The sequence below is a fragment of the Peptococcaceae bacterium genome, from assembly GCA_024655825.1.
Taxonomy (GTDB): domain Bacteria; phylum Bacillota; class Peptococcia; order DRI-13; family PHAD01; genus JANLFJ01.
In genome coordinates, this window is sequence record JANLFJ010000011.1 from 39919 (window position 1) to 65596 (window position 25678).

The following is a 25678-nucleotide window of genomic DNA, read 5'->3' on the forward strand; positions in this document are numbered from 1 at the left end:
TAATTATGAAGATTATTGTTTGTATCAAACAAGTCCCTAATACAAATGAAGTTAAAATAGATCCCAAAACCGGCACCCTAATCAGAGAAGGGGTTCCAAGCATTATTAATCCGGATGATAGAAATGCCCTGGAAGCTGCTCTAGTCCTGAAAGAGGAAAATGATGCCGAAGTAATCGTTTTAAGCATGGGACCTCCCCAGGCTGAATTTGCGATTAGAGAAGCCCTGGCCTTGGGGGCCGACAGGGGTATACTTTTATCCGATAGTGCCTTTGCCGGGTCTGATACCTGGGCTACTTCCTATATTTTGGCCGCAGCCATTAGAAAAATTGGACAATTTGACCTTGTCCTTTGCGGCCGCCAGGCAATTGACGGGGATACCGCCCAAGTAGGTCCGGAGATTGCGGAGTTTTTAGATATTCCCCAGGTAACATATGTGAAAAAAATAACAATGATGGAGCATCGCAAAGTTGTGATAGAAAGAATGCTGGAAGATGGATACGAGGTTGTGGAAACCAGCTGTCCGTTATTATTGACGACTGTCAAGGAATTGAATGAACCGCGTTATCCCACGGTCGGCGGGATTATTGACGCTTTCGACAAACAAGAAATTACATTATGGACTGCAACAGACATTGGAGTCGATCCAAAAAAAATAGGCCTTAAAGGATCGCCTACCCGTGTTTTGAAAACCTTTACACCGCCTCCGAAAGGAAAAGGTAAAATTTTGCAAGGCTCCCCCAAAGAAATGGTTTTCCAGCTGATACAAGAATTAAGCGCTAAGAATGTTTTGTAAGGAGGACAAAAATGAGTATTCTGATTGACAGGAAAAAGTGCGCGGGCTGTGGAGCATGTATTGAAGCATGTCCTTTTCAGGCCATCAATCTAACAGACGGCGTTGCTGAAATAAATGAAAATTGCAGGGTATGCGGCGCCTGTATTAAAGTATGTCCCGTTGAAGCAATTATGCTTGTAGAAAAGGAAAAACAACAAAAAACAGAGATGGAGACTTACCGCGGTGTGTGGGTTTTTGCAGAACAGCGAGCAGGCAAGATTTCGAATATTGCATTTGAACTTCTAGGCGAAGGGCGAAAACTGGCGGATGCATTAGGAGTTGAGTTGTCTGCGTTTTTAATTGGTCATGAGGTGGCGGGCAGAGCAGCAGAACTCTTCTCCTATGGCGCCGATAATGTTTATCTCACCGAGGATCCGGAATTGAAGGACTACCGGACTGAAAGCTATGCGGGAGTCATTTGTGCGGCAATCGAAAAGTATAAACCGGAAATAGTTTTGATTGGAGCGACAAATATTGGAAGAGACCTGGGACCACGCGTTGCCGCGCGGATCGGGACAGGGCTGACCGCAGACTGCACGGGGTTAAGCATTGACCTTGAAAGGAGGCTCCTTTTGCAGACCAGACCGGCATTCGGCGGAAACCTAATGGCTACTATTATTTGCCCCGACAGCCGGCCGCAAATGGCTACTGTTCGCCCGGGTGTGATGAAAAAAATAAACAAAGTCTCTTTCCAGAACGGCAAAGTAATAAGAGTTGATTATCCTAAAAGCATCTTGAATGTACGCACCCGTGTGAGAGAAATAATCAGGGAAACAAGCAAGGTTGTTAATTTGGAAGAGGCCCAGATTATTGTCTCGGGGGGACGCGGCCTGGGTGGACCCGATGGTTTTTCCCTTCTGGAAAAGGTGGCCGAGAAACTGGGAGGTGTTGTGGGAGCTTCGCGCGGGGCTGTGGATTCTGGCTGGATTGACAGTTCCCATCAGGTTGGGCAGACAGGTAAAACGGTTCACCCTAAAATTTATATAGCCTGTGGAATTTCAGGAGCTATCCAGCATGTGGCAGGTATGCAGAACTCGGGCATCATCGTGGCAATAAACAAAAACCCGCTTGCGCCAATTTTTGAAATCGCGGATTATGGAATTGTAGGCGACATCTACCAGGTTCTACCAATATTCCTGGAAGCGCTTGAAGCTAAAAGAAAAACCAGTTAATCTATACCAAAGCGGTTGCAGGCAAAGGAGATTTCTATAACTAATTCTTGCCTCTATGACAAAGAACCAAGCCGTTTTGTCTGGCTTGGTTCTTTGTATATATAAATTTTGGTGAAGGGAATCGAAATCAATAATTTTTCCTGACTTTATCAGTTGAAATCCTTCTTCCCTGGACGAAATGCGGTTTTACCTTCCCGAATACCGGAAAATGCGGATAAAATGAACTCCTGATTACTCCGAAATATTTTGTTAAAAAAGGCTCACTGGTGCCTTGAATAACAAAGCACCAGTGAGCTAAATAGCTTCCTACGGCAGTCCGGCGCTCATCGAGATACAGGTGCTCACATTAGATTCGTGATTTTGCGTCCCTGTCTTTCGAGCAGGGTTGATTTTTCGGTAAAAAATATTCGTTTTTTATTTCGCTATAACTAGGACTATTTTATATATTTTATCACTAGCGTTGCAAGAAACTGAAATCTATTTGTCGACCGGGGATACGTGGACTATCGCAAGTTCAATCAATACTGCCAAGAGGGCACCCTTTTCGTAAGCCGCCTCAAAACAAATGCCGTAGCGGATGTACAAAAAGAACTTCCAATAGCCCCAGGAAGTGCATTAATAGAGATTGCATCGCCATTCTGGGCGGTTATTTAACAAGAATGGAATACCCTCTGCGCTTGATTGAAACAAGGGATACCGAAGGGAAACCTGTTACAATTGTGACGAACGTATTCACCATGAGCGCCGAAGAAATCGGGGAATTGTACCGCTATCGCTGGCAGATTGAGATTTTTTTCAAATGGCTCAAGCAGCATTTGCATGTAAAGCATCTGTACGGCTTAGGTCAACAGGCGGTGGAGAACCAGTTGTATATTGCGTTAGCAACCTACTGCCTATTAATGATGCTCCGGCTTGAGTCCGGCTTTTGAAGGCCCACTGCTCACCGTCAAACGACTGCTCTGTGCCTGTCTTTACGAACCCTTTGAGGTATTCATCCAAAAAATCACTCACAAGAGCAAACGAAGCTCTAAGGGTCGACGAAGATTGAACCATGAACTAGTATTTAAGCAGCTACTAATCCAGGTCGTGGCAGGCGAAACAGACTTTCTTGATGATTTAACTTATGACCCCGTAATTCTCTAAACAAGCATATGTTGGTAAAATGTGGAATGGGACTACTCTCTATTAGTTCTAGTCCTTTTAGCCACCGGTGAGAAGGAGTTGTTAACATATATTATTATATATGGTTAATATAGTAAGTCGAGGTCTAAAATATTGTGATTTATTTTTTTGTTTGGTTTTTATGCAACGCTAGTGAATCAGAATAGAAGATAATAAAAACCCGGCTCCCAAGACCTGTAGGTTCGGCTGTTACTATTGTGGGCGCTCTGGTCCTCGGGGAGGCTGCTGTAAATGCCGGCCTTGTCAGCGCTCCTAGCGGTTCAGGCGGTCTCGTTGCGTTCCTTTGGCCTACCCTATACGTCTTCTATGGCTCCTTATGACATGGAAGGCCTAAAGGATTATGGTTTAAAGCTTCCTCTGTGGTTATTGAAGAAAAGACCTGGTTCTCTTGCCAAAGAGAATAAAATAAGGCAGGGCGGGACAAGAAATAACTCATGAAGGCAAATAGATGACGCAGCCGCAGGAATTCAATTCACACCGCAGGAATTCAATTCCTTGTAGTGAGGGGATTTCTGTGCTATAATCGCTGTAGCTTTCTTTCGGAAATTTGTTTTAAGATGAGGATGTGAGCAGCCCTAAGGCCGGGTGGTTGATCCGGACCCTGGGAAAGTATGAATCCTGTTTTTAATTACATACGAAAAATTAAATTGAAAAAATGCATAACGATTATGTCAACGCGCACCGGTCTTGCCTGTTTGGGAATTCTCCTGGCCGCCTGGGGCGTGTCATACGCCTGTGCAGTGAGAGAGGACGGCCCTCGAGCGCTGTTGGCCGACGGCAGCCGGATAGCCGTGGTGGTTAATGAGAGCCAGGTTAAAGAAGCTGTTGAAAAAGCCAGGGCTGAGATGGCCCAAGAGAGCGGATTAACGATCACGGGGTTTAAGACGGTATTAAGCTGCGAGAAAGATGAGGGGCAGCCGGAAGGCGAGCCGCTGGCGGAGAAAGAACTGGTCGGCCTGCTGAAAGAAAGGCTGGAATGGAAGGTTGACGCTTTTGCCATCTGCGTTAACGGTAAAAGCATCCTCTGCCTGGCTGATGAATCTTCAGCCAGGGAAGCCCTGGAAAGACTAAAAGAGCGGTACCTGTCCCAGGAAAAGGAAGAGTATGCCTTGGATGCTCTTGGTTATGCCGAAGAGGTGAATATAAAAGCGGAGGAGTGTCTCCTTAAAGACATCAAGACCCCGGAGCAAGCTGAAGAAGTTTTAGCCCGGGGCCTGGATAGGATGGAGCAATACATTGTAAAAAGCGGCGATACCTTATGGACGATTGCCCGTGACAACAACACGACGGTGGAGGAGTTGAGGGAAGCTAACCCGCAAATAAACGGCGACCTCTTGAGGATCGGGCAGAAGATAGAGTTAAAACGGTTGGAACCTCTGCTTAACGTTGTTTATACGCTGACCACAACAGTCATAGAGAAAACACCTTACAGGGTGGTTTATGAAAACGATGCCGGCATGTACCGTCACCAGCAAAAAGTTAAGCAGGAAGGCGCTTATGGGTCTTGCAGGGTAACATACCGGATAACCAAGTCCAACGGTTTGGAAACAGCAAGGCAAGTGCTTGCGGAAGAGGTGCTTGCGGAGCCTGTCGCCCGGGTAGTGGTCCGGGGGACTAGAAGCATGGTCGTATCCTCCCGCTCAGGAAACTGGCAGGGACAGCTTGAATGGCCCATCCAGGGACCTGTTACTTCCGGGTATGGTTACCGGGGGCGGGAGTTCCACGCCGCTATCGACATAGACGGCGTGACGGGAGATCCAGTTTATGCGGCGGCAAGCGGAACTGTTATTTTTACCGGCTGGGCAGGAAACCTGGGGAAGTGTATTGCCATTGACCACGATTATGGGCTGGTCACCCGGTATGCCCATCTGGAGAGTATAAATGTTTCTGCCGGTCAAAAAGTCAGCGGCGGCAGTTTAATCGGCCAAGTTGGTTCTACCGGCCGGAGCACCGGTTCACACTTGCACTTTGAGGTTTGGGACAACGGGCAGCCGCAGAACCCCTTGCGCTACTTGAATAAATAACGTTCAATAGTAAATTGCCTGTAAATCTCCTGTTTGTACAAGCAGGAGATTTATTATTGACATATGTTCATAAACAATTTATAATTAATAATGAACATATGCCAATAATAAATGAGGGTTAAAACCGTAGAAACAAGCAGAAAAAGGAGGTGAAACAGGATGCCGAGAGGAGACGGAACAGGTCCAATGGGGTTTGGTCCAATGACCGGTCGCGCTGCGGGCTATTGCGCCGGTTACCCTGTCCCCGGTTTTGCCAACCCCGGTTTTGGTTTTGGCGGTTTCAGCAGAGGACGTGGTTTCCGGCGCAGGAACATGTACTTTCTGACCGGAATGCCGGGCTGGGCAAGATTTGGATATAATCCCTATTACGGGGTCGGGGTTGTCCCGGCAGTCGATGAAAAAACATATTTAAAGAATCAAGCCCAGTTTGTGGAACAGGAACTCCAGCAGATAAAAAAGCGGCTGGATGAACTGGAAAAGGAATCAGAATAATGAAAAAGGGGAGAGCAGGTAAAAAACCTGCCTCTTTTTTTGCAAAAAATGGTGGAAAAACCCGGTCTATGTATTATAGAATAAATATGGTGATGCATGAATGTTTAAAGAGATCATTAAAAGGGACGGGAAAATAGAAAAGTTTAAGCCGGAAAAGATTACCTGGGCTATCTTTAAAGCGGCTATGGCCTGCGGAGGCAGTGATTTTGGGCGCGCCGAGTTCCTGTGCCAGCAGGTTTTGGAACTGGCCAAAAAGAAATACGGCGACCAGAGGCCGGATGTGGAAGGCATCCAGGACTTGGTGGAAAAAGTCCTGATTGAAAACGGCCATGCCCAGACCGCCAAAGCATATATACTGTACCGCGAGAAGAGGAAAAGCGCCCGTGAATTAAACGCGCTCATCGGGGCGACCATTGACATGTTCGCCGATTACCTGGGAGAAAGAGACTGGCAGGTCCAGGAGAACGCCAACACCCAGCGAAGCATAAACGGGTTGAATAACTATGTGCGCGAGACTTTTACCAAAAAATACTGGCTGCACGAGATCTACCCCGTGGAAGTGAGAGAGGCTCACGAGAACGGCGACTGCCATATCCATGACCTCGGGTTTTTCGGGCCCTACTGTGCTGGATGGGACCTTCGCCAGCTTCTGGTGCATGGTTTCGGCGGTGTTGACGGCAAGGTGGAGAGCCGGCCGGCTAAGCACCTGCGCTCATTTTTAGGGCAGATTGTCAACTCCACTTTCACGACCCAGGGTGAAACGGCGGGCGCCCAGGCCTGGTCCAGCATCGACACATACTGCGCCCCGTTCATACGCTACGACGGCCTTACGTATCAACAGGTGAAGCAGTCGCTGCAGGAGTTTGTCTTCAATATCAATGTGCCTACGCGCGTGGGCTTCCAGTGCCCGTTTTCCAATCTTACCTTTGATATAAATGTGCCGGAAACCTTGAAAGGGCAGGCTGTCATCTGCGGGGGACAGCCAACGGGAGATGTTTATGGCGATTTCCAGGCGGAAATGGATGTTTTTAACAAGGCTTTTTGCGAGGTTATGCTGGAGGGAGACGCCAAAGGGCGGGTCTTTACCTTTCCCATTCCCACCATTAATATTACCAAGGGATTTGACTGGAACAACCCGGTGGTTGACGAGTTCATGAAAATAACCTGCAAGTATGGCATACCATATTTTGCTAATTATATCAATTCAGACCTTTCGCCTGATGATGCCGTCTCCATGTGTTGCCGCCTTCGCCTGAACACGAAAGAACTCCGAAAAAGGGGAGGAGGGCTTTTCGGCAGCAATCCCATGACCGGTTCCATCGGGGTTTTTACCATCAATCTGCCCCGTATAGGTTATCTTTCCTCATCGGCCAGCGAATTTAAAACGAGGCTTTGGAAAATGGCCTGTATCGGCAAAACATCACTGGAAATAAAGAGGAAGATCATAGAAAAATTGAGCGATGACGGGTTGTACCCCTATTCAAGCTTCTTCTTGCGAGACATTAAAGAAAGGACAGGCCAGTACTGGTACAACCACTTCAGCACCATTGGCATCGTGGGCATGAACGAGGCACTCCTCAACTTCATGGGTAAGGACATAACCACCAGCGAAGGCCAGGAGTTTGCCGTCGAAATACTGGAGTACTTGAGGGAGATTCTCGTGGAATTCCAGGAGGAAACGGGACACGTATACAACCTGGAAGCAACACCGGCGGAAGGGACTTCCTACCGCCTGGCCCAGCTTGATAAGATGAAATACCCCGATATTATCACCGCCGGCGTAAATGTGCCATATTATACCAATTCCAGCCAGGTGCCGGTGGGGTACACCGATGACATATTCCAGGTATTGGAGCTTCAAGACAGGCTGCAGAGTCTTTATACAGGGGGCACGGTCCAGCACCTTTACCTGGGCGAAAGCATCGAAGACATCGAAACCTGCAAAAACTTGATCAAAAAAATCTTTGAGCGCTATAAGATGCCGTATATCTCTATTACTCCCACCTTCAGCATTTGCAAGGAACATGGTTATCTAAAGGGCGAGCAGTTCAGCTGCCCCCAGTGCGGCCAGCCGGCCGAGGTCTGGTCCAGGGTAACGGGCTATTTAAGACCGGTGCAGAATTACAACAAAGGGAAGAAAGAAGAGTATTTCAACCGCAAAAAATTCAAGCTTCCCTCCACGTTATCATGAAAATAGCGGGCCTTGAAAGGAATTCATTTGTGGATTACCCCGGAAAGATTGCGGCCGTTGTGTTTGCTCCCGGATGCAATCTTGGTTGTTATTACTGCCACAACCGCGTCCTGCTGTCGGCGGAAGGAACCCGCAGTCTCATACCGGTAGGGGAAGTGCTTGCCTTTCTCGAAGAACGGAAAGGTTTCCTGGACGCCGTCGTGATCAGCGGCGGAGAGCCGACCCTGCAGGACGGCCTGGAAGGATTCGCCTCGGCCGTTAAAAAAATGGGGTACCTGGTGAAGCTGGATACAAACGGCACTAACCCGCGGGTGCTGGAAGAACTTATGGGGAAGGGGCTGCTGGACTATGTCGCCATGGATATAAAGGCGCCCTTTTCCAAGTACGAGGAAATATGCGGGACCGGCGCTTACCTGGAGGAGATCCAAAAAAGCATTGCCTTGCTGCTGGAAACAGACAAGGGGGACTACGAGTTCAGAACAACGATGGTCCCCGACCTGGATGAGGACGATGTGGAGTCTATCGCTGCAGAGATTGCGGGAGCGAAACTCTATGTCCTGCAGCAGTACCGGCCGCCGGATACGCCGGGCGGGAAAAGAACTCCCGGGGCTTGGCCCCGGCCGCACAGCGCCGAATATATCCGGCGGGCTGCCGGGAAGGCTGCCAGGCTGGTAAAAAAATGCATCACGAGAGGTATATGATGTAAAGATCAAGCAAGAAAAGCTGTGCCGTTTCTGACTTGCAAGTCAAAACCAGCACAGCTTTTTGTCTGAGAATAAATAAATAAGCAGGTGAAGTACTTTAAAAAATTGAAAAAAGCGTATATAATAAAAGTGGCTGAGCCAATCAGCCATTAGGACACTAAATCTAATTTATCAGAAAGGAGAATCTGTATGGTGTTTGTTGACTCTCACACCCACCTTACGGAAGTCACATTCGAAAACCTGGAGTGGATGTACCTGGTAGGCATCAGGGAAGTGGTGGCTCCGGCGCAGCTTGTGGCCACGCAGCGCGTTTCCTGCAAAACGATCAAGGACGTGTGGGACCACCAGCTGGGGATGCAGACGGGCAGGGCGGCAAGCAACCTTATTAAGGTCTACACGATGATTTCCATCAGCATGGTCAGCATGCCGGCTGAAGACCCGCAAGAGCTGTACGAGGCAATGCCCGGCTATTTGAAAATGCCCCAGGTGGTGGCGGTAGGAGAGATCGGTTTTGAGCCGGCTTCTAAATCCTGCCCGGACTTAGGTTTCCAGGAGGAAGTGGTGAGGAACCAGGTCATGATTGCCAGGGATGCTTCCGTGCCGGTAGACTTTCATGTCCCGCACCCGCCGGATAAGAAGAAAATGTTCACGGAAAAGACGCTGAAGATATGCCAGGAGATAGGAATCCCTTTTTCCAGGGTGATCATCGACCACTGCTCTGAAGCGAATATCGAAATGGTGCTGGAGGCGGGCGCAGCGGCAGCCATTTCCGTGCAGCCCTGGCGAGGCCTGACCCCGGAAATTGCCGCTGACCTTGTAATTAAATACGGACCAGAACGGGTCATGTTGAACAGCGACTGCGGGACAAACCTATCGGATCCTTGTGCCGTGGCCAAAGCGGCCTTTGCCCTGAAGAAAAAAGGCGCGGCGGATGAAATAATAGATAAGGTGTGCAGGGCCAACTGCAAAAAAATACTGAATCTTCCGGACTGATTGGGGATGATAAACGATGCTGGAGGTAAAAGGAAGTTACGACGTTATTGTTATCGGCGGAGGCATAGCAGGCGCCGCAGCGCTCAGGGAGCTTTCCAAGTATAAGCTGTCTATGGCCATGCTGGAAAAGGAAGCCGAGGTTTGCTTCGGGCAGACCAAGGGAACACACGGCGTGATCCACTGCGGGTTCCCTGGCTTTCGCTCCGTTACCCCGCTGCGGAACATCGGCGAGATCAAGGGCAGTATCATGATGGAGGAGCTGTGCCGGCAGCTTGATGTCCCCTATAAGCGGGTAGGAAAACTGTTTGTTGCTTTTGATGATGAAGATATATCCATCCTGAGGGAATATGAGTACAATGCCAAAAGAAACGGGGTGCAGGGCGTCGAATTTATCGCTGACAGGGACAGGATCCGGCAAATGGAACCAAACATCTCCCCGGAGATAATTGCCGCCCTGTATACTCCCACTACTGCGGTAACCAGCCCTTGGGGACTTGTTCACGGGCTGGTGGAAAACGCTCTTGACAACGGGGCTCATCTTTTTGTCGATACCGAAGTGCAGGCCGTTGAAACCCTGTCCGGTGGGGATATGCTGCTGAGGACTGGGAACGGGATTTTCCAGGCCAGGTATGTGATCAATGCAGCGGGCCTTTACGCGGACAAGGTTGCCAACATGGCGGGCGACTTCAGTTTCAAAATAAGCGGCACCAGGCAGCAGAGAATCATCATGGATAAGAAAGCGGAAGGCATAGTCAGGCATTTTGTGCGAGACCTTAGAAAAAGCGGTGACGGCGGCGACTTTGTATCGCCTACTGTTTACGGCGACATCATGGTCGGGTCGAAAGTGGAAACGATTGAAGAACTGGGGGATAACAGAACAACCAGGGAAGGACTGGAGGAGTGGGTGATCCCGCGTTATCTGAGGCTGGTTCCCTCCCTGTCTCCTTCCATGTCGATTAAACCATTTGGCGGTTTTATCCCGAAAGCGGGGAACGACTATCACATCAAACCGGCGCCCGGCAATCACAGGTTTATCAACATGGTTTTGGGAGCGCAGGGTCTGACGGCCTCGCCGGCGATGGGAGAATACGTCGTCCAGGTGGTCCTTTCCTCCGTCGGGCTCAACCTGGAATTGAAAAAGGATTTTAACCCTTACCGGAAAGGCATTCCGCACATTTGTGAAATGGACGATGAAGAAAAGGTGAAACTCCTGGCCAAGGACCCGAGATACGGGCATATCGTCTGCCGCTGCGAATACGTTTCGGAAGGGGAAATTGTGGAAGCGATAAGAAGGGGAGCCAGGACGCGCGACGGGGTCAAGTTCAGGACGCGTTCGGGAATGGGCAGGTGCCAGGGCGGATTTTGCGGGCCGCGGGTCTTGAAAATACTGAGCAGGGAACTGGGAATACCGTTGGAGCAGGTGACTCGCAGGGGCAAGGGCTCGGTCGAAGTCCCGTACAGGCTTAAAGAGCTGTTAATCGACGAGGGGAAGGGTGACGCCTGATGAGTGGGATAATCAGCAAACCGGTGGATATAGCGGTGATTGGAGGAGGACCTGGGGGCATCGGGGCGGCTATCAGGGCCAGGGAAGAAGGAGCCGAAAGGGTTGTCCTTCTGGAACGTTCCGAAGAACTGGGCGGAATGCTGACGCAGTGCATTCACAACGGGTTTGGCTTGCATTATTTCAAAGAGGAGCTGTCCGGACCCGCTTATATTTATAAACAATTAAAGAAACTTGAAACTTCGGGTGTGGAAGTGATGACCCGAACCATGGCCATAGAACTGGCGGGAACGAAAATCAAGGCCCTGGCGGAAAACGCGGTGGTAAACATTGAGGCGAAGGCCGTGATTTTGTGCATGGGCTGCCGTGAACGGGCCAGGGGCAGCATAAGGATACCGGGCCACAGGCCGGCTGGAGTGTTTACGGCTGGGACGGCTCAGCGGCTGATCAATATTGATGGTTACCTGCCGGGTAAAAAGGTCGTCATCCTGGGGTCGGGCGATATAGGCATGATCATGGCGCGCCGCCTGACCCTGGAGGGGGCGGAAGTCGTCTGCCTGGTTGAATTGCTGCCGTTTATCGGCGGGTTGATCAGGAACGAGGTGCAGTGTCTCCAAGATTTCAACATTCCGGTGTATACAAGCCACACCGTCAGCAACATAATCGGTAAGGACAGGGTGGAAAAAATAGTGATAACCGAGGTTGACAGGCAGAACAGGCCTGTTCCCGGGACGGAAAAGGAGTTTGAAGCCGATACGCTGCTTTTGTCCATCGGCTTGATCCCCGAAAACGAGCTTTCTTCGATGGCCGGGGTGGAGTTGAATCTCCTCACGGGCGGGTCGGTGGTGGATAACCTGTGGCAAACAAGCGTTGCTGGTATTTTTGCCGGCGGCAATGTTGTCCATGTTCATGATTTGGCCGATTATGTTACTGAATCGGCCGAAATGGCGGCTTCCAATGCTGTCAGGCGCATTGAGGGAAGGTTAAAAACTGAAAAGAATGTGCCGGTCAGAGCGGGGCAGAACATCCGCTATGTGGTGCCCAACAGGATTGTGAGCAATGACCCGGTGAGTTTTTACCTGCGCGTGTCCTGGCCGCTGGAAGAGGCTACCGTACACATCGGCGGCCTATACCGGAAAAAGTTTCCTTTCGTAAGGCCCAGCGAGCAAATCAGGATAGATGTTCCGGCGGAAAAGCTCAAGAATACCGGGGAGGAAATAGTTGTAAGCTGCGAGGGGAAGGAGGCTGTGGCCAGGTGAGCGTGACGAAAGAGGTTGTTTGCTTGCAGTGCCCTTTCGCCTGCAAGGTCTTGGTGGAAATAAACAACAGCAGCAGGAACGAAATTGTGTCCATTTCCAATCACAAGTGCCCGCGGGGAGAAACATATGCCCGGCAGGAGGTAATCAGCCCGGTCCGGGTGCTTACCACAACCGTGAGGATTTTGAGCCGGGACAGCGACCACCCGCTGATGCCGGTGCAAACCGCGGGGCCCATTCCCAAAGAACTGTTGGGCAAGGCCATGAAAGAGCTGTCCAGGGTTGTTTTGAAGCCCCCGGTCAGGTACGGCGACACTGTTGTTTCCAATATCCTGAGGACAGGCGTTGATGTGAAGGCAACCTTTGAAGTGTTGGAGTAATAAAGGGGGCGGTATTAGATGGATATGACCGGGGATCTTTCCAGGCACTTGGAGGCCGTCAGTTATGAGAAACTGCCCGGAGAGCTGGTGGAGACCACTAAAAAATTCATCATGGACACGATCGGTGTTGGCCTGGCCGGTATTAACGCCCCAGGCTGCGAGGAGATGACCGCGATACTGGCCGGCCACGGCGGCAGGCAGGAAGCAGCCGTTATCGGCAAAGGCATAAAACTCCCCTCGCCGGCAGCAGCCTTCCTTAACAGCCTGTATTGTCACGCGCTGGATTTCGACGATACGTTTGACGACTCGGCCATGCATTGTTATGTAAATGTCCTTCCGCCCGCCATGGCCCTGGCTGAAGCCGAAAGGGGGGTGCACGGCCGGGAATTTATCGCGGCCATAGCGGCGGGGGTGGATTTGTGTGCGAGGCTTGGTGCGGCCATAACTACACCCTTAAGCTGGATCAGGACAGCGACCTGCGGTTCATTTGCCGCAGCCGCCTCGGCCGCCAAGGTTTTAAAACTGGACGACGAGGGCATCCAGAATGCGCTGGGTATTGTCTACAGCCAGACTGCAGGCAATGCCCAGGCCTTGATTGACGGGGGGCTGACCAAACGGATGCAGCCGGCGTTTTCCACCAGGGCGGGCGTGCTGTCGGCTCTGATGGCCAGGAAAGGGATAACGGGAGCGCAGGAAGTGTTTGAAGGGCGGTACGGGTTTTATAATCTTTATGAACGGGGAGAATATGTGCGCGAGAATGTGTACAAAGGACTGGGAAAGGATTTTTACGGGATGAGGTTGAGCATAAAACCATACCCGTCCTGCCGGATGACCCACTCTTCCATTGATGCCGCTCTCAAGGCAAAGGAAAAGCACGGCTTCTCATTTGAAGAAATCGAAAAGGTGGAGGTCCGTGTTTCCAAGATGTGCCGGGAGATGGTGGGAGAGCCGTTCAAGGTCAGGGAAAACCCGCAGGTGGATGCCCAGTTCAGTATTCCTTACACGGTGGGTGTCGCTCTGAAATATGGAGAACCATTTATTCACGATTTTGATGAACAGGCGGTGCGCGAAAGGGAAAGGATTGACGCTGCGGGGAAGGTCGATGTTTTTGCCGATGAAAAAATAGAGGTCAGGGATTTAAAACCCGCCGCGATCAAAGTTGTTTTAAAAAATGGAAAAATTCTGCAGGAAAGAGCGGAATACCCGAAAGGCCATCCCCAAAACCCCATGAGTTGGGACGACTGCATCACCAAGTTCAAGAAGTGTGTTTCCCGGTGCGAAAAAGAGTACAGGCCGGAAAAGATAAACGAGATGATTGAATTCATCATGAATATTGAAAAATTTGAAGACGTGGGAGCGTGTATCGGGGTTCTGTTCTAGTGAGTTTGATAAAACGAGGGGGTATCGAAATGAGAAAGTATTCCATCAGGCCTATCCCGCTGTGTGAAGGCGAAAGGGATATGTCGCAGTGGACGTATCGCTGGAACATGGGGAAAAAGACAAAGACGGCCTGTTTTATCTGGTATCTTGAGGGTTCGGATCCTGTAACCCTGGTCGATGCCGGCGCTCAGGCGGAGCACTTTACGAACCCGGAATTTCCCATGAAAACGCGCGTTACTCTGGAAGACGGGCTAAAAAGGTTTGGCCTTGCCCCGGAAGATGTAAAACAGGTAATTCTTACACACTTGCATTTTGACCATGTCGCCCTGGCCAAACGTTTCAGCAGTGCCGTATTCATAGTCCAGAGAAAGGAACTGGAGTTTGCCCGCAATCCCCATGTTTTCTGCGCTGTGGATTACAATCCCGCCTATTTTGAAGGTCTCAACATGAGACTCGTTGACGGCGATGTCCAGATAATGCCCGGGGTAAAGGCGCTTTTCACACCAGGTCACAGCCCGGGGGGGCAGTCGGTTCAGGTGGAGACCGGGAGCGGCCGGGCGATTATAGCCGGGTTATGCACACAAATGATAACCTTTGAACAAACTCCCTTCATGAAAGAACGGGGGCTGGAAGTGGCGGCCTGCGGGCTGCACACAGACTGCCGCGAAGCCTATGACAGCGCCCTCAGGATTAAACGGGAAGCGGAGGTCATAGTAGCACTCCATGATCCGGTGTTCATCGAAACGGAGAAGATTGGCTAACAGCGGCTTGTCTGGTATAATGAACCGGGAAGTTTATTTAAATTGTGGGAGGGTCACAGGAGTTGGACGTATCAGGTTATGTGTCTCCAATCAACAAGAACAGGCTGCACCAGGAAGTGATCTGGAGGATCAAGGAACTGATAGCCCAGGGCTGTTTCAAGCCTGGGGATAAACTGCCTTCAAACAGGGAACTGGCGGAACAGTTCTCCGTCAGCAGGGCGGTCATAGCCGAAGCCATGGCCCTGTTAGAAGTAATGGGTATTGTCAAAATAAAACCGGGCAGCGGGACATATGTAAATTCTTTAAACAAGGAAGGGATTGAGCAGGAGGTCCTGAACTTTATCCTGACCTCTAAGAAATACCTGCTGGAAGACTTAAACGAACTTCGCTTCATACTGGAGCCGGAAATTGCCAGGCTGGCCGCGGAAAAAAGAAATGACCCGGATATTGAAAAAATGCGGAGCGTACTGCAAAGGATGGAAGAAAAAGCCGCAAAGGACGAAAACGTGACCGATGAATCCATGAATTTTCACCTTTTACTGGCGAAAGCCGCACAGAACCAGATAATTGTCAGGATACTGGTTTATTTGCACATCATACTCAGGGAGAGCCGGGACGCCTCGTTAAAAAGGAAGGAAAGGCCCAAACTAGCGGTCAAGGAACACATGGCGATACTCGATGCTGTTATTGAAAAAGACGGTGAAAAGGCGAAAAAGCTGATGAAAAAGCACTTGGAGGAACTGCCCAGGTTTTTGTAAAGACATCAGGAAGCAGCCATGGGGCAAGCGGGGGAGGTTCTGGTTTGTCAGCAAATCAGAACCTCCCCCGCGGAATAAACCCCAAGGGGCCGTTTTTTAAAAAATGGGCGCTGGGCTTGTACGAGCGATCCTCAGATTAGTTTGGCAAAATTGGCCAGGGTTTCAAGCTGTGCGGTCATCTCCTGCATTGAGGCCGCTATTTCTTCCGTGGCTGCGGCCTGCTCCTGGCTTATGGCATGGGTTTCCTGCGAATTATCGTTTATGTTTTCGATTGCCTGGGAGATCTCTTTAAGGATGGCGGCCACGTTTTTGGCCGAAAGATTGCTTTCCTCAGAGAGGCGCCTTATTTCTTCAGCCACAACGGCGAATCCCCGGCCGTGTTCGCCGACCCGGGCTGCTTCGATGGCGGCGTTCAAACCGAGGAGTTTGGTCTGATCGGCCACGTGCCTGATCATTTCGATGATTTCATCGGTTTTGTGCAGGCCGTCTTTGGTTTGGCCGGTCAGCGACGACAGCTTTTCTCCTATCTTGGACAGGTGTTGGGCTCCGCTGGCGATTTCCTGTATACTGCTGTTAACTTGCTGGAAAGAAGCGCTGAATTGGTCAATGATTTCCTGGAGCCTGTTCTGGTTGTCCAGGCTCATTCCGAAGATCACTGTCCCGATCACCTGATTGTTTTCATCAAAAATGGGTTCAGCGATCGCTTTATAAGGTATGCCGTATAATTCTTTCGGAATTACGGCCGTTTCTTTTTGCCGGTTCTTTATGGCCAGGGAGGCCGAACTGCCTTCTTTAATGGGATCGTTTACTTTTAAGCCTATGTCGATGGTTTTACCCGGTTCATATGCGATGTATTTCTCGGTATCGGAAACGGTTACAAAAACATCCACGGAAAGCATTTCTTTAAGGTACGGGGTAAGCGTTACAAAAGCGTCCATGATATTTTTCCCCACAAACTTGTTCATGCATGATTCCTCCCCTTTTTAGTGATTGTTATATACTTATTATATATTATAAAAATATTGTTTTTAAGGTATTGGACCAAATTTTCCGGGCGGTGCCGGTATTGCATTTTTTACCTGGCTGGACTACAATTGTTTTGTTTATAAAAATTGTTTCAACGGTTAGTGGTTGACGAAAACGGCTGGTGACGCGATTTGCCCGAACTTAATAAACTGCCGGTACACACGGAACAAACCACCAATGATAACCAAAAAAACAAAGCGGCTGCCGGAATAAACGTGAACAGTTACCGCTGGACTGCTCTTGTTATGAATACGGCACTTCAAACCATGCAGTCCGTCGTTTCCACTTCCACCGGTGTGCTGGCGCCTTTTGTTGTAGCGGACCTGGGATTGACCAAGGCGATGATCGGTTTTGCGGGCGGCGCCGTCAATATAGGCATGTCCGGCACAGCACTTTTGGCGGGAAGGCTGGCCGATAAAAAGGGAGAAAAGCCGGTCCTGGCCGTGGGGGCAATAATGGCGGGCTTGGCGATTACGTTGGCTTCGCGCGCCGTTTCTTTTTACACGCTTGCGGCAGCTCTTCTTTTTACCGGGCTGTGGAGTTCCACGACCACACCGGCGGGAAGCAAGGCAATGATGAAGTGGTTCCCGCCCGACAGGCTTGGCCTGGCCCTGGGCATCAGGCAGACAGGGGTCCCCCTGGGTGGTTTTATCGGCGCCCTGCTGCTGCCAGTCTTGGCCCAGAACTGGGGCTGGAGGACGGCGATGGCCGCAGCAGGCTGTATAGTTATTATCGGTGGTGTCGGCTTTTACATATCATACAAGGATTTTCCCGCTCCGGTTGAGCAGGCGGGAAAGGAAAAAGAACAGTCACCGGGGGGAAGCTGGACCTTCCTGCGCAATGCCGGTATTTGGCTGGCCATCTTGGCTGGTCTTGTTTTCCAGGGGTCACAGTTTATCATGCTGACCTATCTTGTTTTGTACCTTCGTGACAGCGTGGGTTTGAAAGTTGCCGTGGCCAGTCTTTGCCTGGCCGCCGCCCAGCTGGGGGGAATAGCGGGCCGTGTTGGACTGGGATATTTCAGCGACGTTTTTTTCCACGGCGCCCGTAAGCCCGTTTTAATAATGGAAGGGGTTCTCCTTACCGCGGTGACGGTTTCCCTCTCCGCCTTTCATGCGGGAACCCCTTTTGGGGTCATGGCGCTGGTTTCCTGGTTTTTCGGCTTGTCGGCTATGGGCTGGAGCGGTCTGCACATTGCGCTTATTACTAAACTGGCTGGCCAGGAGCAGGGAGGAGCGGCGGTGGGACTGTGCATTGCCTTGCTTCAGGCGGGAACACTTTTATTCCCTCCCCTGTTCGGACACATAATAGACATGACCGGCTCGTATCGTTTAAGCTGGCTGGGCCTGGCTTTTGCTGCGCTGCTTGGGACGTCCCTGGTTTTGAGGGTCAGGGAGCCGGCCGGAAAAGAAAAGGGAGAAAGTTTACAGGCATGAAAGGATTAATGGTTTATTAATGCTTGGGATTAGGAAGGAGCACCGTGAAAGTGGTCCCCTGGCCGGGGATGCTGGAGGCCCTGATGTTTCCCCGGTGTTCTTTAACTATGCATTCGGCGATGGCAAGCCCCAGCCCGGTTCCGCCTTTCTCCCGGTCCCTGGCCTTGTCAACCCTGTAAAAACGTTCAAATATTCTCGTCAAATGTTCCGGCTCGATACCCTCGCCTGTATCTTGAACGGTGATTTCAACCTTTGACCCTATATCCCTGAGGTTTACGGAGATGCGGCCGCCGGCTGGCGTGTATTTGAGGGCGTTGTCGATAAGGATGCCCAGGAGCTGTTTTATACGGGTTTCGTCTCCCGTAAAACAAAGGGCAGGAAGAGTAAAATCAAATTTAACCCCTTTTTTTACGGCAAGCGGTTCAAACGACTGGAGCGCTTCTTGCAGCGCCTTGCCCAGGGAAAAGAGGCGGACATCGCGAGAATCATGGTGAGAGTCGGCCCGGGCCAGGAAAAGCATGTTATCAACCAGTTTAGTCAGGCTTTTCAATTCGGTTTTGATATTATCCAGCCATTTGCCCTGGCTCTTGACTGTTTCCAAGGGATTTCCCATCACCAGGTCCAGGTTTGTCTGGATTACCGCAAGCGGGGTGCGCAGTTCGTGGGAGGCGTCGGCCAAAAAGTTTTTTTGCTGCTCCCAGGCTTTTTTAACAGGTATTAGCGCCCGGTGGGCAAGAAAAAGACTGCCGAAAAAGGTAAGGCCAAGCCCGGCCAGCCCGGTTATAGTCAGCGCAGCAAGCAGGTTCCGCAGGATTTCTTTTTCCTGCCTGGTGCTGATAAACACGTAGGAGGTTTCCCCGCTTGGGGCCGGGTATTTCAGAAAGCGGTACGTGTCGGCGCTGTCCTCCACGATCCTGTTTTTGCCGCTCCCTGCACGAGCGGCTTTTGTTGTGAGGAGTTCAAGCTGTTCTGAAGTCAAGGGCAGGTTTCCCGAAAAGTCGATTAACTGCCCAGAGGTGCCGGTCCTGACGTATACATAATTGAAAGCGCGTCGGTAGCGTTCCCTGATGGGGGCTGGCGAACCGGCCGCCTCTTCAGCGACAATAAGCCGCATCATTTGTTCGGAGCCGCGGACAATATTCTTTTCCATAACCAGGTATACGCCCGACAGGATGACGACCAGGATCAGGCCAACTACCAGGACGTTGATCATAGTTAGACTCATCCTTAACCGGTTGAACATGTCAGACCTCCTTCAGGGAATAACCGATGCCCCTGACTGTTTCGATGCGAACGGGGCAGCCGGGAATGTTAAGTTTTTTACGAAGAAAATGGACATATATCTCCAGGTTGTTGATTTCAACATCGGAGCAAGGTCCCCAGACGCGGCTGAAAATCTGGTCCCTGGTGATCACCTGGCCGGGATTTCGCAGGAATAGTTCCAGGAGCTTCGTTTCCTTGTAGGTTAGCTTGATTGTCCTGCCGCCGGCCACGGCTTCGCAGCGCAGGGGATCAAGAGTTAGGGTTGAAAGCTGCAGCAGTTCATCTTGGTATTGTCCTGCCTTTCTGCGGCTGAGGGCGCGCAGGCGTGCCAGGAGTTCCTCCGCCGCGAACGGCTTGACCAGGTAATCATCAGCACCGGCGTCCAGGCCTTCTACCCTGTCCCTGACGGAGTCTTTGGCCGTGAGTAAAATAACGGTGGTCTCGATGCCCTGGGCTCGCAGTTCTTGCAGCACCGAGATGCCGTCTTTGCCGGGGAGCAGGCGGTCAAGGATTATCAGGTCATAAATGCCTGTTTCCGCCAGGGCTAGGCCGCTGCAGCCGTCGTAAGCGGCATCGGCATCGTAGCCGTTTTTGTTTAAAATATAGAGAAGCGCTTCCGAAAGGCGTTTTTCATCCTCGATTAAAAGAACCCTCATTGTTATAACTCCTCGAAATATAACCTGTTAATTTTAAAATAGCTTAAAAAATGCCGTTAAGCAATTTTTGAGGAAAAACATTTTGCTTTTTAAGGAAATTTTAAGCTTGATATTAGAGAATAGAGAGTAGTCCGAACGAGGAGGAATGACATGGTTATCAGCTTGAAGCGGTGGGGCAAAAAAACTCTCCACTACTGGAAAGGTTTGCGGACCTGGCTTAAATTGGCGTTCCTGCTGGGTCTTGTTTTGGTGATAGCAGGTTCGGGTTATGTTATATCCAGCAAAACAAAAAACGCTGAAGTAGCCGTGCGGTCTACGGTAAAAGTGGAAAGAGGAGCCATCAGGGTCACGGTTTCGGGGAGCGGCCCGGTTCTGGCCACCAGGGAGCAGGTGATCAAGTCTCCAGGCAGCGGCACACTCCAGGAGATGCTGGTGAAAGACGGCCAACGGGTGGAGGAGGGGCAGACGATTCTCACTCTTTTGAGCGCCGATGTGGAAGCCCGCATCGCCGAAGTAAGGGACCTTGAGCGGCAGGTCAACGACCTGTATTACAGGGCTCCCGACGCAGCAGTCGTAACGACGGTTCATGTTAATCCGGGCCAGAAAGTGAGTGCCGGGACACCGATTTTGTCCCTAACCGATTCGAAAAAGGTGAATCTCAACGTACCTGCCGCAAGTTCGGGAGATTTCCAGCCGGGGAGCAGGATAACCATGACCCTGCTCGAATACGGCCGGCAGGTCACGGGAAAAGTGCTGGCCGTTGGAAACCCCTATTCCATTAACGGCAAGGACCTCGTTTCCCTTTCCGTCTATCTTGACAGCGGCGCTGTCGTGCAGGCCAACACGCTGGTAGAAGCGGCGCTGGAGAAAGGAGGGCAAGCGACGCCCGGTTCACTTAATCCCGGTCTGACCCTCGAAGTTAAAGCTCCTGCCGAAGGGATTGTCAAGGAGATTTTGGTTAACAAGAACGATATGGTGGAAAGCGGCGAGCATTTGTTTACTATCGAAAGCCCGGCCTTGTTGAGCGAATATGCCGCCAAGCTGGCGGCGCTGGGAAACGTTAAGCCAACGGACAGGGGAATTGCCGTGACGGCGAATTATACCGGGTATTTTTACGCGCCGGTGGACACAGCAGGACCCAAGAACACCTATCTTCAGACAGGTGATGAAATAACCGCCGGCCAGGAACTGGGCAAAGTCGTCAGCAAGGAAGGAGTGCAGATTTCCTTCACCGTGGACGAACTTGATGTGGGCAAGGTGCAGATCGGGCAAAAGGCGACGGTCACAGCAGGAGCACAGCCCGGGAAAACATATGAGGGAGAAGTGGTGCGAATAGCCGGTGAGGGAATTGTCCAAAACGGCGTGGCTTTTTACTGGGTTACGGTGGAAGTCAAGGACTGGCAAGGATTGATGCTGGGGATGACGGCTGATGTGGAAATTGTGGTCGCCGAAAAAGAAGATGTCCTGGTTCTTCCCATTACGGCCATCCAGGACATGCGCGGCCGCAAGTACGTTCTTCTCAAAGAAGCGCCGGACCGGAGCAAAACGAATGCGCCCGCTGCCCAGGGCCAAAGACAGCTGCCGGAAAACGCGGTACCCGTGGAAATAGGGCTGCATAATGAAAACATGGTGGAAATAGTCCGCGGACTTGAAGCCGGCCAGGAAGTCCTGCTTCCTGGAGCCGCCAGGACTTCCAACAACAGCACAGGGGTTCCCCGGATGGGCGTTCCCGTTCCGGGAGTCGTGCGCCCGGCGGGGCGTTAGGAGAGCAGACGATGTTAAAAATGGTTGATATCAGCAAGGTTTATAAAATGGGAGATATTGAGGTGCCGGCCTTGAGGGCTGTCAACCTTGAGATGGAGGAAGGAGAATTCGTGGCGATCATGGGGCCTTCCGGATCAGGCAAATCCACCCTGATGAACCTGATCGGCTGCCTCGATACTCCGACCCAGGGCAAGTACTGGCTGGACAGCAGGGAGGTAAGCCTGCTTTCCGATGATGAACTGGCCGATATAAGGAACATGAAAATCGGGTTCGTCTTCCAGGGGTTTAATCTCTTGCCCAGGCTCACGGCCCTGGAAAACGTGGAACTCCCTTTGATTTACCGGGGCGTAGGCAGCAGGGAAAGAAGGGAAAAGGCCATGGAAGCGCTGGCCAGGGTGGGACTGGAGAACAGGATGAACCATAAACCGAGTGAACTTTCGGGAGGCCAGCAGCAGCGGGTGGCCATTGCCAGGGCCCTGGCGGGAAACCCGCCGCTCATTCTGGCAGACGAACCGACGGGCAACCTGGACAGCGCATCAGGGAAAGAGGTCCTGGCCACCCTTGGCGAACTCAACAGGCAGGGACACAGCATAGTGCTGATTACCCATGACCCGGACATCGCCGCTCAGGCGGCGCGGATAGTGAGAATTCAGGATGGAATAATCGTCAGTGACGAAAGGAGAACATAAATGGAATTCTGGCAGGCGATTCGCCTGGGGCTGAACGGCATCATGGGCAATAAACTGCGCTCCTTTTTGACAATGCTGGGGGTGATCATGGGAGTGGCGGCAGTTATTGTGCTGGTAGCGCTGGCCGAGGGTTCCACCCAGCAGGTAACGGAAAGGATACAGAGCATGGGCTCCAATCTTCTTTCCGTAAACATCAGGGGCAGGGGTGATACGGGTTACCTTACTTATGACGATGTTTTGAAGTGGGAAGATTTTGAGGGGGTGGCCAGGGTCGCTCCCAGCATAACGACACAGACCCAGGCCAAGTTTGGCAATAAAACCAAGGATATTATGGTTGAGGGAACGAACGAGTCCTATCACGAGGTGCGCAACACCCACGTCACGATGGGGCGGGAAATGAGCGCCATCGATGTGGAATTCCGCGAAAAAGTGGCCCTTATCGGGGCCAACGTGGCCAAGGAACTGTTTGGCGAATTCAGTCCCCTGGGTGAAACTATTAAGCTGAGAGGGATAAATTACCGGGTAATCGGCGTCCTGGAAAGCAAGGGAAGCACGATCGGAGGTTCAGGAGACGATAATGTGCTCATTCCCCTGACCTCGGCGGAAAGGTTTGTGGGAACCCGCGGCATAAGGCGAGTCTATGTGCAGGCTGAAAGCCCGGAAACTGTTGACCAGGTTATGTCAAAATTGACGGAAGTCTTGACTGACAAGTTCAAGGATCCTGATAATTTCAATGTCTTCAACCAGGCGGAAATGCTGGAAACAGTCAACCAGGTGACAGCCATGCTTACCATGATGCTCGGCGGCATTGCCAGTATCGCCCTGGTGGTTGGGGGTATAGGGATCATGAATATAATGCTGGTGACCGTGACGGAAAGAACAAGGGAAATCGGGATTCGAAAAGCCATAGGAGCCAAGAAACGCCACATACTGTACCAGTTCCTGGTGGAGGCCGTAGTAATCAGCTCGACAGGCGGGGTCATCGGGATTTTTGCCGGGCTCGGAATGGCGAGGCTTATAGCGCTCTTTACTTCCATCGCTGTTAAATTTTCTCTCTCCGTAATAGCCATCGCTTTTTCTTTCGCCGTTCTGGTAGGAATTGTGTTTGGCGTTTATCCCGCCAGCAAGGCGGCCCGGCTCAATCCTATCGAAGCGCTGCGCTACGAATGAGATTGGGGTTCAATTCATCTCATCCAGGGTGAGGCTGAAGCTGGGAATGAATTTGTCCATGAAATACCTGACTTCCGGGCAATCATAGCGGTCTATTTCCGCCTTGATGGCCTTTTTTGCTTCAATAAACTCATTATTTCCGGCTTTAAGTTCTTCCAGGCATTTTAGGTAGGCGCTTATCTTATCGGAGACTTTCACTATTCTCAGGTGCTCGCTGTCTTCATCCCCGTAAAAAAACAGTGAGGCGTAATCAGGCTTGAGTTCTGGAGGGAGCATGTTTAAAAGCCTTTCCCGGGCGACTTCTTCAATACCACTGAATACTTGTTTTATTTGCGGGTTAAAATGCTTGATGGGACTGGCCAGGTCCCCGGTGATGATTTCACTGACCTCGTGATAGATGGCCAGGAGCGCGATCCGTTCAGGATTAACATTACCCTGAAAAAAGCGGTTTTTGATTACCGCCAGGCAGTGGGCGATTACGGCTACCTGAAGGCTGTGTTCTTGGATATTCTCTGAATAAATGTTGTGCATTAATCCCCAGCGTTTTATAAGCTTCATCCTGGAAAGGTAAGCCAGGAAATGGCTCATGCGGGATTCCTCCTTCCGGGTTTGCTTTATTTTTGTAATAATAACCCTTTTTTAATTAAATATTTTAAGATAAAAATAGATAAACTTTATTTTTATTAGATCAGTTGCCGGTTAGTGGCTTTGGTTTATATAGACGGTCTGCGTCGGGTAGGCGAATTCTATCCCGCGTTTATCGAACTCCTCTTTCAGTTTGAAGTTGATTTCCTGCTGGATGTCCATATACTTGTTGTAGTCGCGGTCGTTTATGTAATAAACGATCTCGTAGTTGAGGCTGAAATTCCCGTAAGAAGCGAAATGGACCCGCTCAAAGGAAACATCGTCCATCTTCTCAATGATGTTTTTTATCAAAACCGGAATTTCTTTCAATTTCTCCAGGCTGGTTTCGTATTTCACGCCTATGGTGAACAGCACTCGCCGCACGGCCATCCTTTTGTAATTGCGCAGGCGGGAGGAGGTAAGGTCCCCGTTGGATAAGATCAACTGTTCGCCGTTGATGCTGCGAAGTCTAGTTGTTTTCAGCCCTATGTGTTCGACCGTGCCCATGTATTCCCCGATGATAATAAAGTCCCCGATTTCGAAGGGACGATCAAAAAAGATGGAAAAATAGCTAAAAACGTCCTGCAGGATGGCCTGAGCCGCAAAACCAATGGCGATCCCGCCGATGCCCAATCCGGCGATCAGGGCATCTATTTCTATAAAGTTATCCAGCAAAAGGACGATAGCCAATCCCCAGACGGCTGCCTGTACCAGTTTCAGGATGACTTTCGGCGCGTAGTCCTGGGACAGGTCCTTATCCTTTTTTTCCAAGTATAAACTCAAGGCGTATACCAGCAGGGATGAAACAGAGCTGGCTCCCATTATGGTAAGCAGACCCAGACCCAGAAAATTTACGGCTTTGGCCAACGATGCATTTAAAGTCAGATGCATTATGCCCAGGTAAAAAGCGCCGTAGTAAAAGAGCGGCATGATCTTTCCCCGGATAGTCGTAAGAAAGAAGTCGTCAAGCTTTGTTTCAGTATATTTTACTAATGAAGCGATGCGTTTCAGCATCAGGTGGTTAATTATTTTGATGGTTATAATTCCAGCGATAAAAATGCCAAGGCCGGCAAGGTAGTCAGCCAGTGTATTGCCGAAATAGGCCTGGTTCAGTATTTCTGCGACGGAGAAAATATTGCTTTTCATGGAAAATACCTCCTTCTTCCTTACTTAAATATATTAACCCAAAAAACCGGCCGCAAACAACGCTTTTCTTGGTTGGAATTTGGTTTAACGAGAGTGGCTGCGATTTTAAAAGAAATTGTTAAAGAGGAAACAATAATCAGGAAAGGTCAAACAATCCTGGTTTACATGCTCGAAAATGGGTAAAAAAAGCGTTTGCCTATTGAACCTGTTGGTAATATATAATATAAACAAAGGTCAAATATGGTCAATAAATGACCATATAAAACACAAATTGTCG

General features: G+C 50.5%; 22 protein-coding genes, 2 pseudogenes and 1 riboswitch. Of the genes and pseudogenes, 19 read left to right on the plus strand and 5 right to left on the minus strand.

Annotated features, from left to right (window positions below; genetic code table 11):
* Positions 1 to 5: 5 nt before the first annotated feature.
* The 15 genes and pseudogenes from NUV48_05995 to NUV48_06065 all read left to right on the plus strand — a co-directional run bounded on the left by NUV48_05995 (position 6) and on the right by NUV48_06065 (position 15627).
* Positions 6 to 794, plus strand: a complete 789-nt coding sequence (locus NUV48_05995) for an electron transfer flavoprotein subunit beta/FixA family protein (GenBank protein MCR4441689.1) — start codon at positions 6 to 8, stop codon at positions 792 to 794.
* Positions 795 to 805: 11 nt separating this feature from the next.
* Positions 806 to 2005, plus strand: a complete 1200-nt coding sequence (locus NUV48_06000; GenBank protein ID MCR4441690.1) for an FAD-binding protein — start codon at positions 806 to 808, stop codon at positions 2003 to 2005.
* Positions 2006 to 2312: 307 nt separating this feature from the next.
* A riboswitch (cyclic di-GMP riboswitch) is annotated at positions 2313 to 2405 on the minus strand.
* 259 nt (positions 2406 to 2664) lie between these two features.
* The gene (locus NUV48_06005; protein ID MCR4441691.1) at positions 2665 to 2934 is read left to right on the plus strand and encodes a transposase; all 270 of its coding nucleotides are present in this window, start codon (positions 2665 to 2667) and stop codon (positions 2932 to 2934) included.
* Between the two features lie 450 nt (positions 2935 to 3384).
* Positions 3385 to 3625: pseudogene (locus NUV48_06010) on the plus strand (spore germination protein).
* Between the two features lie 209 nt (positions 3626 to 3834).
* Positions 3835 to 5211 (plus strand): peptidoglycan DD-metalloendopeptidase family protein, encoded by a 1377-nt coding sequence (locus NUV48_06015; GenBank protein ID MCR4441692.1) that lies wholly within the window; start codon positions 3835 to 3837, stop codon positions 5209 to 5211.
* 159 nt (positions 5212 to 5370) lie between these two features.
* The gene (locus NUV48_06020) at positions 5371 to 5703 is read left to right on the plus strand and encodes a DUF5320 domain-containing protein (GenBank protein MCR4441693.1); all 333 of its coding nucleotides are present in this window, start codon (positions 5371 to 5373) and stop codon (positions 5701 to 5703) included.
* Between the two features lie 100 nt (positions 5704 to 5803).
* Positions 5804 to 7894, plus strand: a complete 2091-nt coding sequence (locus tag NUV48_06025; protein MCR4441694.1) for a ribonucleoside triphosphate reductase — start codon at positions 5804 to 5806, stop codon at positions 7892 to 7894.
* 29 nt (positions 7895 to 7923) lie between these two features.
* Complete coding sequence (locus tag NUV48_06030) at positions 7924 to 8595, plus strand: anaerobic ribonucleoside-triphosphate reductase activating protein (protein MCR4441695.1); 672 nt, start codon at positions 7924 to 7926, stop codon at positions 8593 to 8595.
* A gap of 192 nt (positions 8596 to 8787) precedes the next feature.
* Complete coding sequence (locus NUV48_06035) at positions 8788 to 9591, plus strand: TatD family hydrolase (protein MCR4441696.1); 804 nt, start codon at positions 8788 to 8790, stop codon at positions 9589 to 9591.
* A 16-nt stretch (positions 9592 to 9607) separates the two neighbouring features.
* A complete protein-coding gene (locus NUV48_06040) occupies positions 9608 to 11095 on the plus strand; it encodes an FAD-dependent oxidoreductase (GenBank protein MCR4441697.1) in 1488 nt (495 codons plus the stop codon).
* Positions 11095 to 12351, plus strand: coding sequence for an FAD-dependent oxidoreductase (locus tag NUV48_06045; GenBank protein ID MCR4441698.1), 1257 nt, complete (start codon positions 11095 to 11097; stop codon positions 12349 to 12351). The genes NUV48_06040 and NUV48_06045 overlap by 1 nt, the downstream gene beginning before the upstream one ends.
* Positions 12348 to 12728, plus strand: coding sequence for a DUF1667 domain-containing protein (locus NUV48_06050; GenBank protein MCR4441699.1), 381 nt, complete (start codon positions 12348 to 12350; stop codon positions 12726 to 12728). Before NUV48_06045 ends, NUV48_06050 begins: the two co-directional genes overlap by 4 nt.
* Before the next feature lie 18 nt (positions 12729 to 12746).
* Positions 12747 to 14108 (plus strand): MmgE/PrpD family protein, encoded by a 1362-nt coding sequence (locus tag NUV48_06055; protein ID MCR4441700.1) that lies wholly within the window; start codon positions 12747 to 12749, stop codon positions 14106 to 14108.
* A 29-nt stretch (positions 14109 to 14137) separates the two neighbouring features.
* Positions 14138 to 14869 (plus strand): N-acyl homoserine lactonase family protein, encoded by a 732-nt coding sequence (locus NUV48_06060; protein ID MCR4441701.1) that lies wholly within the window; start codon positions 14138 to 14140, stop codon positions 14867 to 14869.
* A 62-nt stretch (positions 14870 to 14931) separates the two neighbouring features.
* A complete protein-coding gene (locus NUV48_06065) occupies positions 14932 to 15627 on the plus strand; it encodes a FadR family transcriptional regulator (protein MCR4441702.1) in 696 nt (231 codons plus the stop codon).
* Between the two features lie 131 nt (positions 15628 to 15758).
* On the opposite strand, the pseudogene NUV48_06070 reads toward NUV48_06065, so the two are convergent.
* Positions 15759 to 16097: pseudogene (locus tag NUV48_06070) on the minus strand (methyl-accepting chemotaxis protein).
* Between the two features lie 687 nt (positions 16098 to 16784).
* Between NUV48_06070 and NUV48_06075 the strand changes: the two are divergent.
* Positions 16785 to 18089: an MFS transporter gene (locus NUV48_06075; protein ID MCR4441703.1), complete on the plus strand. Its 1305-nt coding sequence runs from the start codon at positions 16785 to 16787 to the stop codon at positions 18087 to 18089.
* Positions 18090 to 18105: 16 nt separating this feature from the next.
* Here NUV48_06075 and NUV48_06080 read toward each other — a convergent pair whose 3' ends face one another.
* A complete protein-coding gene (locus NUV48_06080; protein ID MCR4441704.1) occupies positions 18106 to 19332 on the minus strand; it encodes an ATP-binding protein in 1227 nt (408 codons plus the stop codon).
* A 1-nt stretch (position 19333) separates the two neighbouring features.
* Positions 19334 to 20008: a response regulator transcription factor gene (locus NUV48_06085; protein MCR4441705.1), complete on the minus strand. Its 675-nt coding sequence runs from the start codon at positions 20006 to 20008 to the stop codon at positions 19334 to 19336.
* A gap of 150 nt (positions 20009 to 20158) precedes the next feature.
* Here NUV48_06085 and NUV48_06090 point away from each other — a divergent pair, with 150 nt between their 5' ends.
* The 3 genes from NUV48_06090 to NUV48_06100 are packed head-to-tail and all read left to right on the plus strand — an operon-like array spanning position 20159 to position 23631.
* Entirely contained in the window at positions 20159 to 21772 is a 1614-nt protein-coding gene (locus NUV48_06090; protein ID MCR4441706.1) for an HlyD family efflux transporter periplasmic adaptor subunit, read from the plus strand.
* Positions 21773 to 21783: 11 nt separating this feature from the next.
* Complete coding sequence (locus NUV48_06095) at positions 21784 to 22461, plus strand: ABC transporter ATP-binding protein (protein ID MCR4441707.1); 678 nt, start codon at positions 21784 to 21786, stop codon at positions 22459 to 22461.
* Positions 22462 to 23631: an ABC transporter permease gene (locus tag NUV48_06100; protein MCR4441708.1), complete on the plus strand. Its 1170-nt coding sequence runs from the start codon at positions 22462 to 22464 to the stop codon at positions 23629 to 23631.
* Positions 23632 to 23640: 9 nt separating this feature from the next.
* On the opposite strand, the gene yfbR is transcribed toward NUV48_06100, so the two are convergent.
* The gene (yfbR, locus tag NUV48_06105; GenBank protein ID MCR4441709.1) at positions 23641 to 24219 is read right to left on the minus strand and encodes a 5'-deoxynucleotidase; all 579 of its coding nucleotides are present in this window, start codon (positions 24217 to 24219) and stop codon (positions 23641 to 23643) included.
* A 111-nt stretch (positions 24220 to 24330) separates the two neighbouring features.
* Positions 24331 to 25401: a mechanosensitive ion channel family protein gene (locus tag NUV48_06110; GenBank protein MCR4441710.1), complete on the minus strand. Its 1071-nt coding sequence runs from the start codon at positions 25399 to 25401 to the stop codon at positions 24331 to 24333.
* Positions 25402 to 25678: the final 277 nt, after the last annotated feature.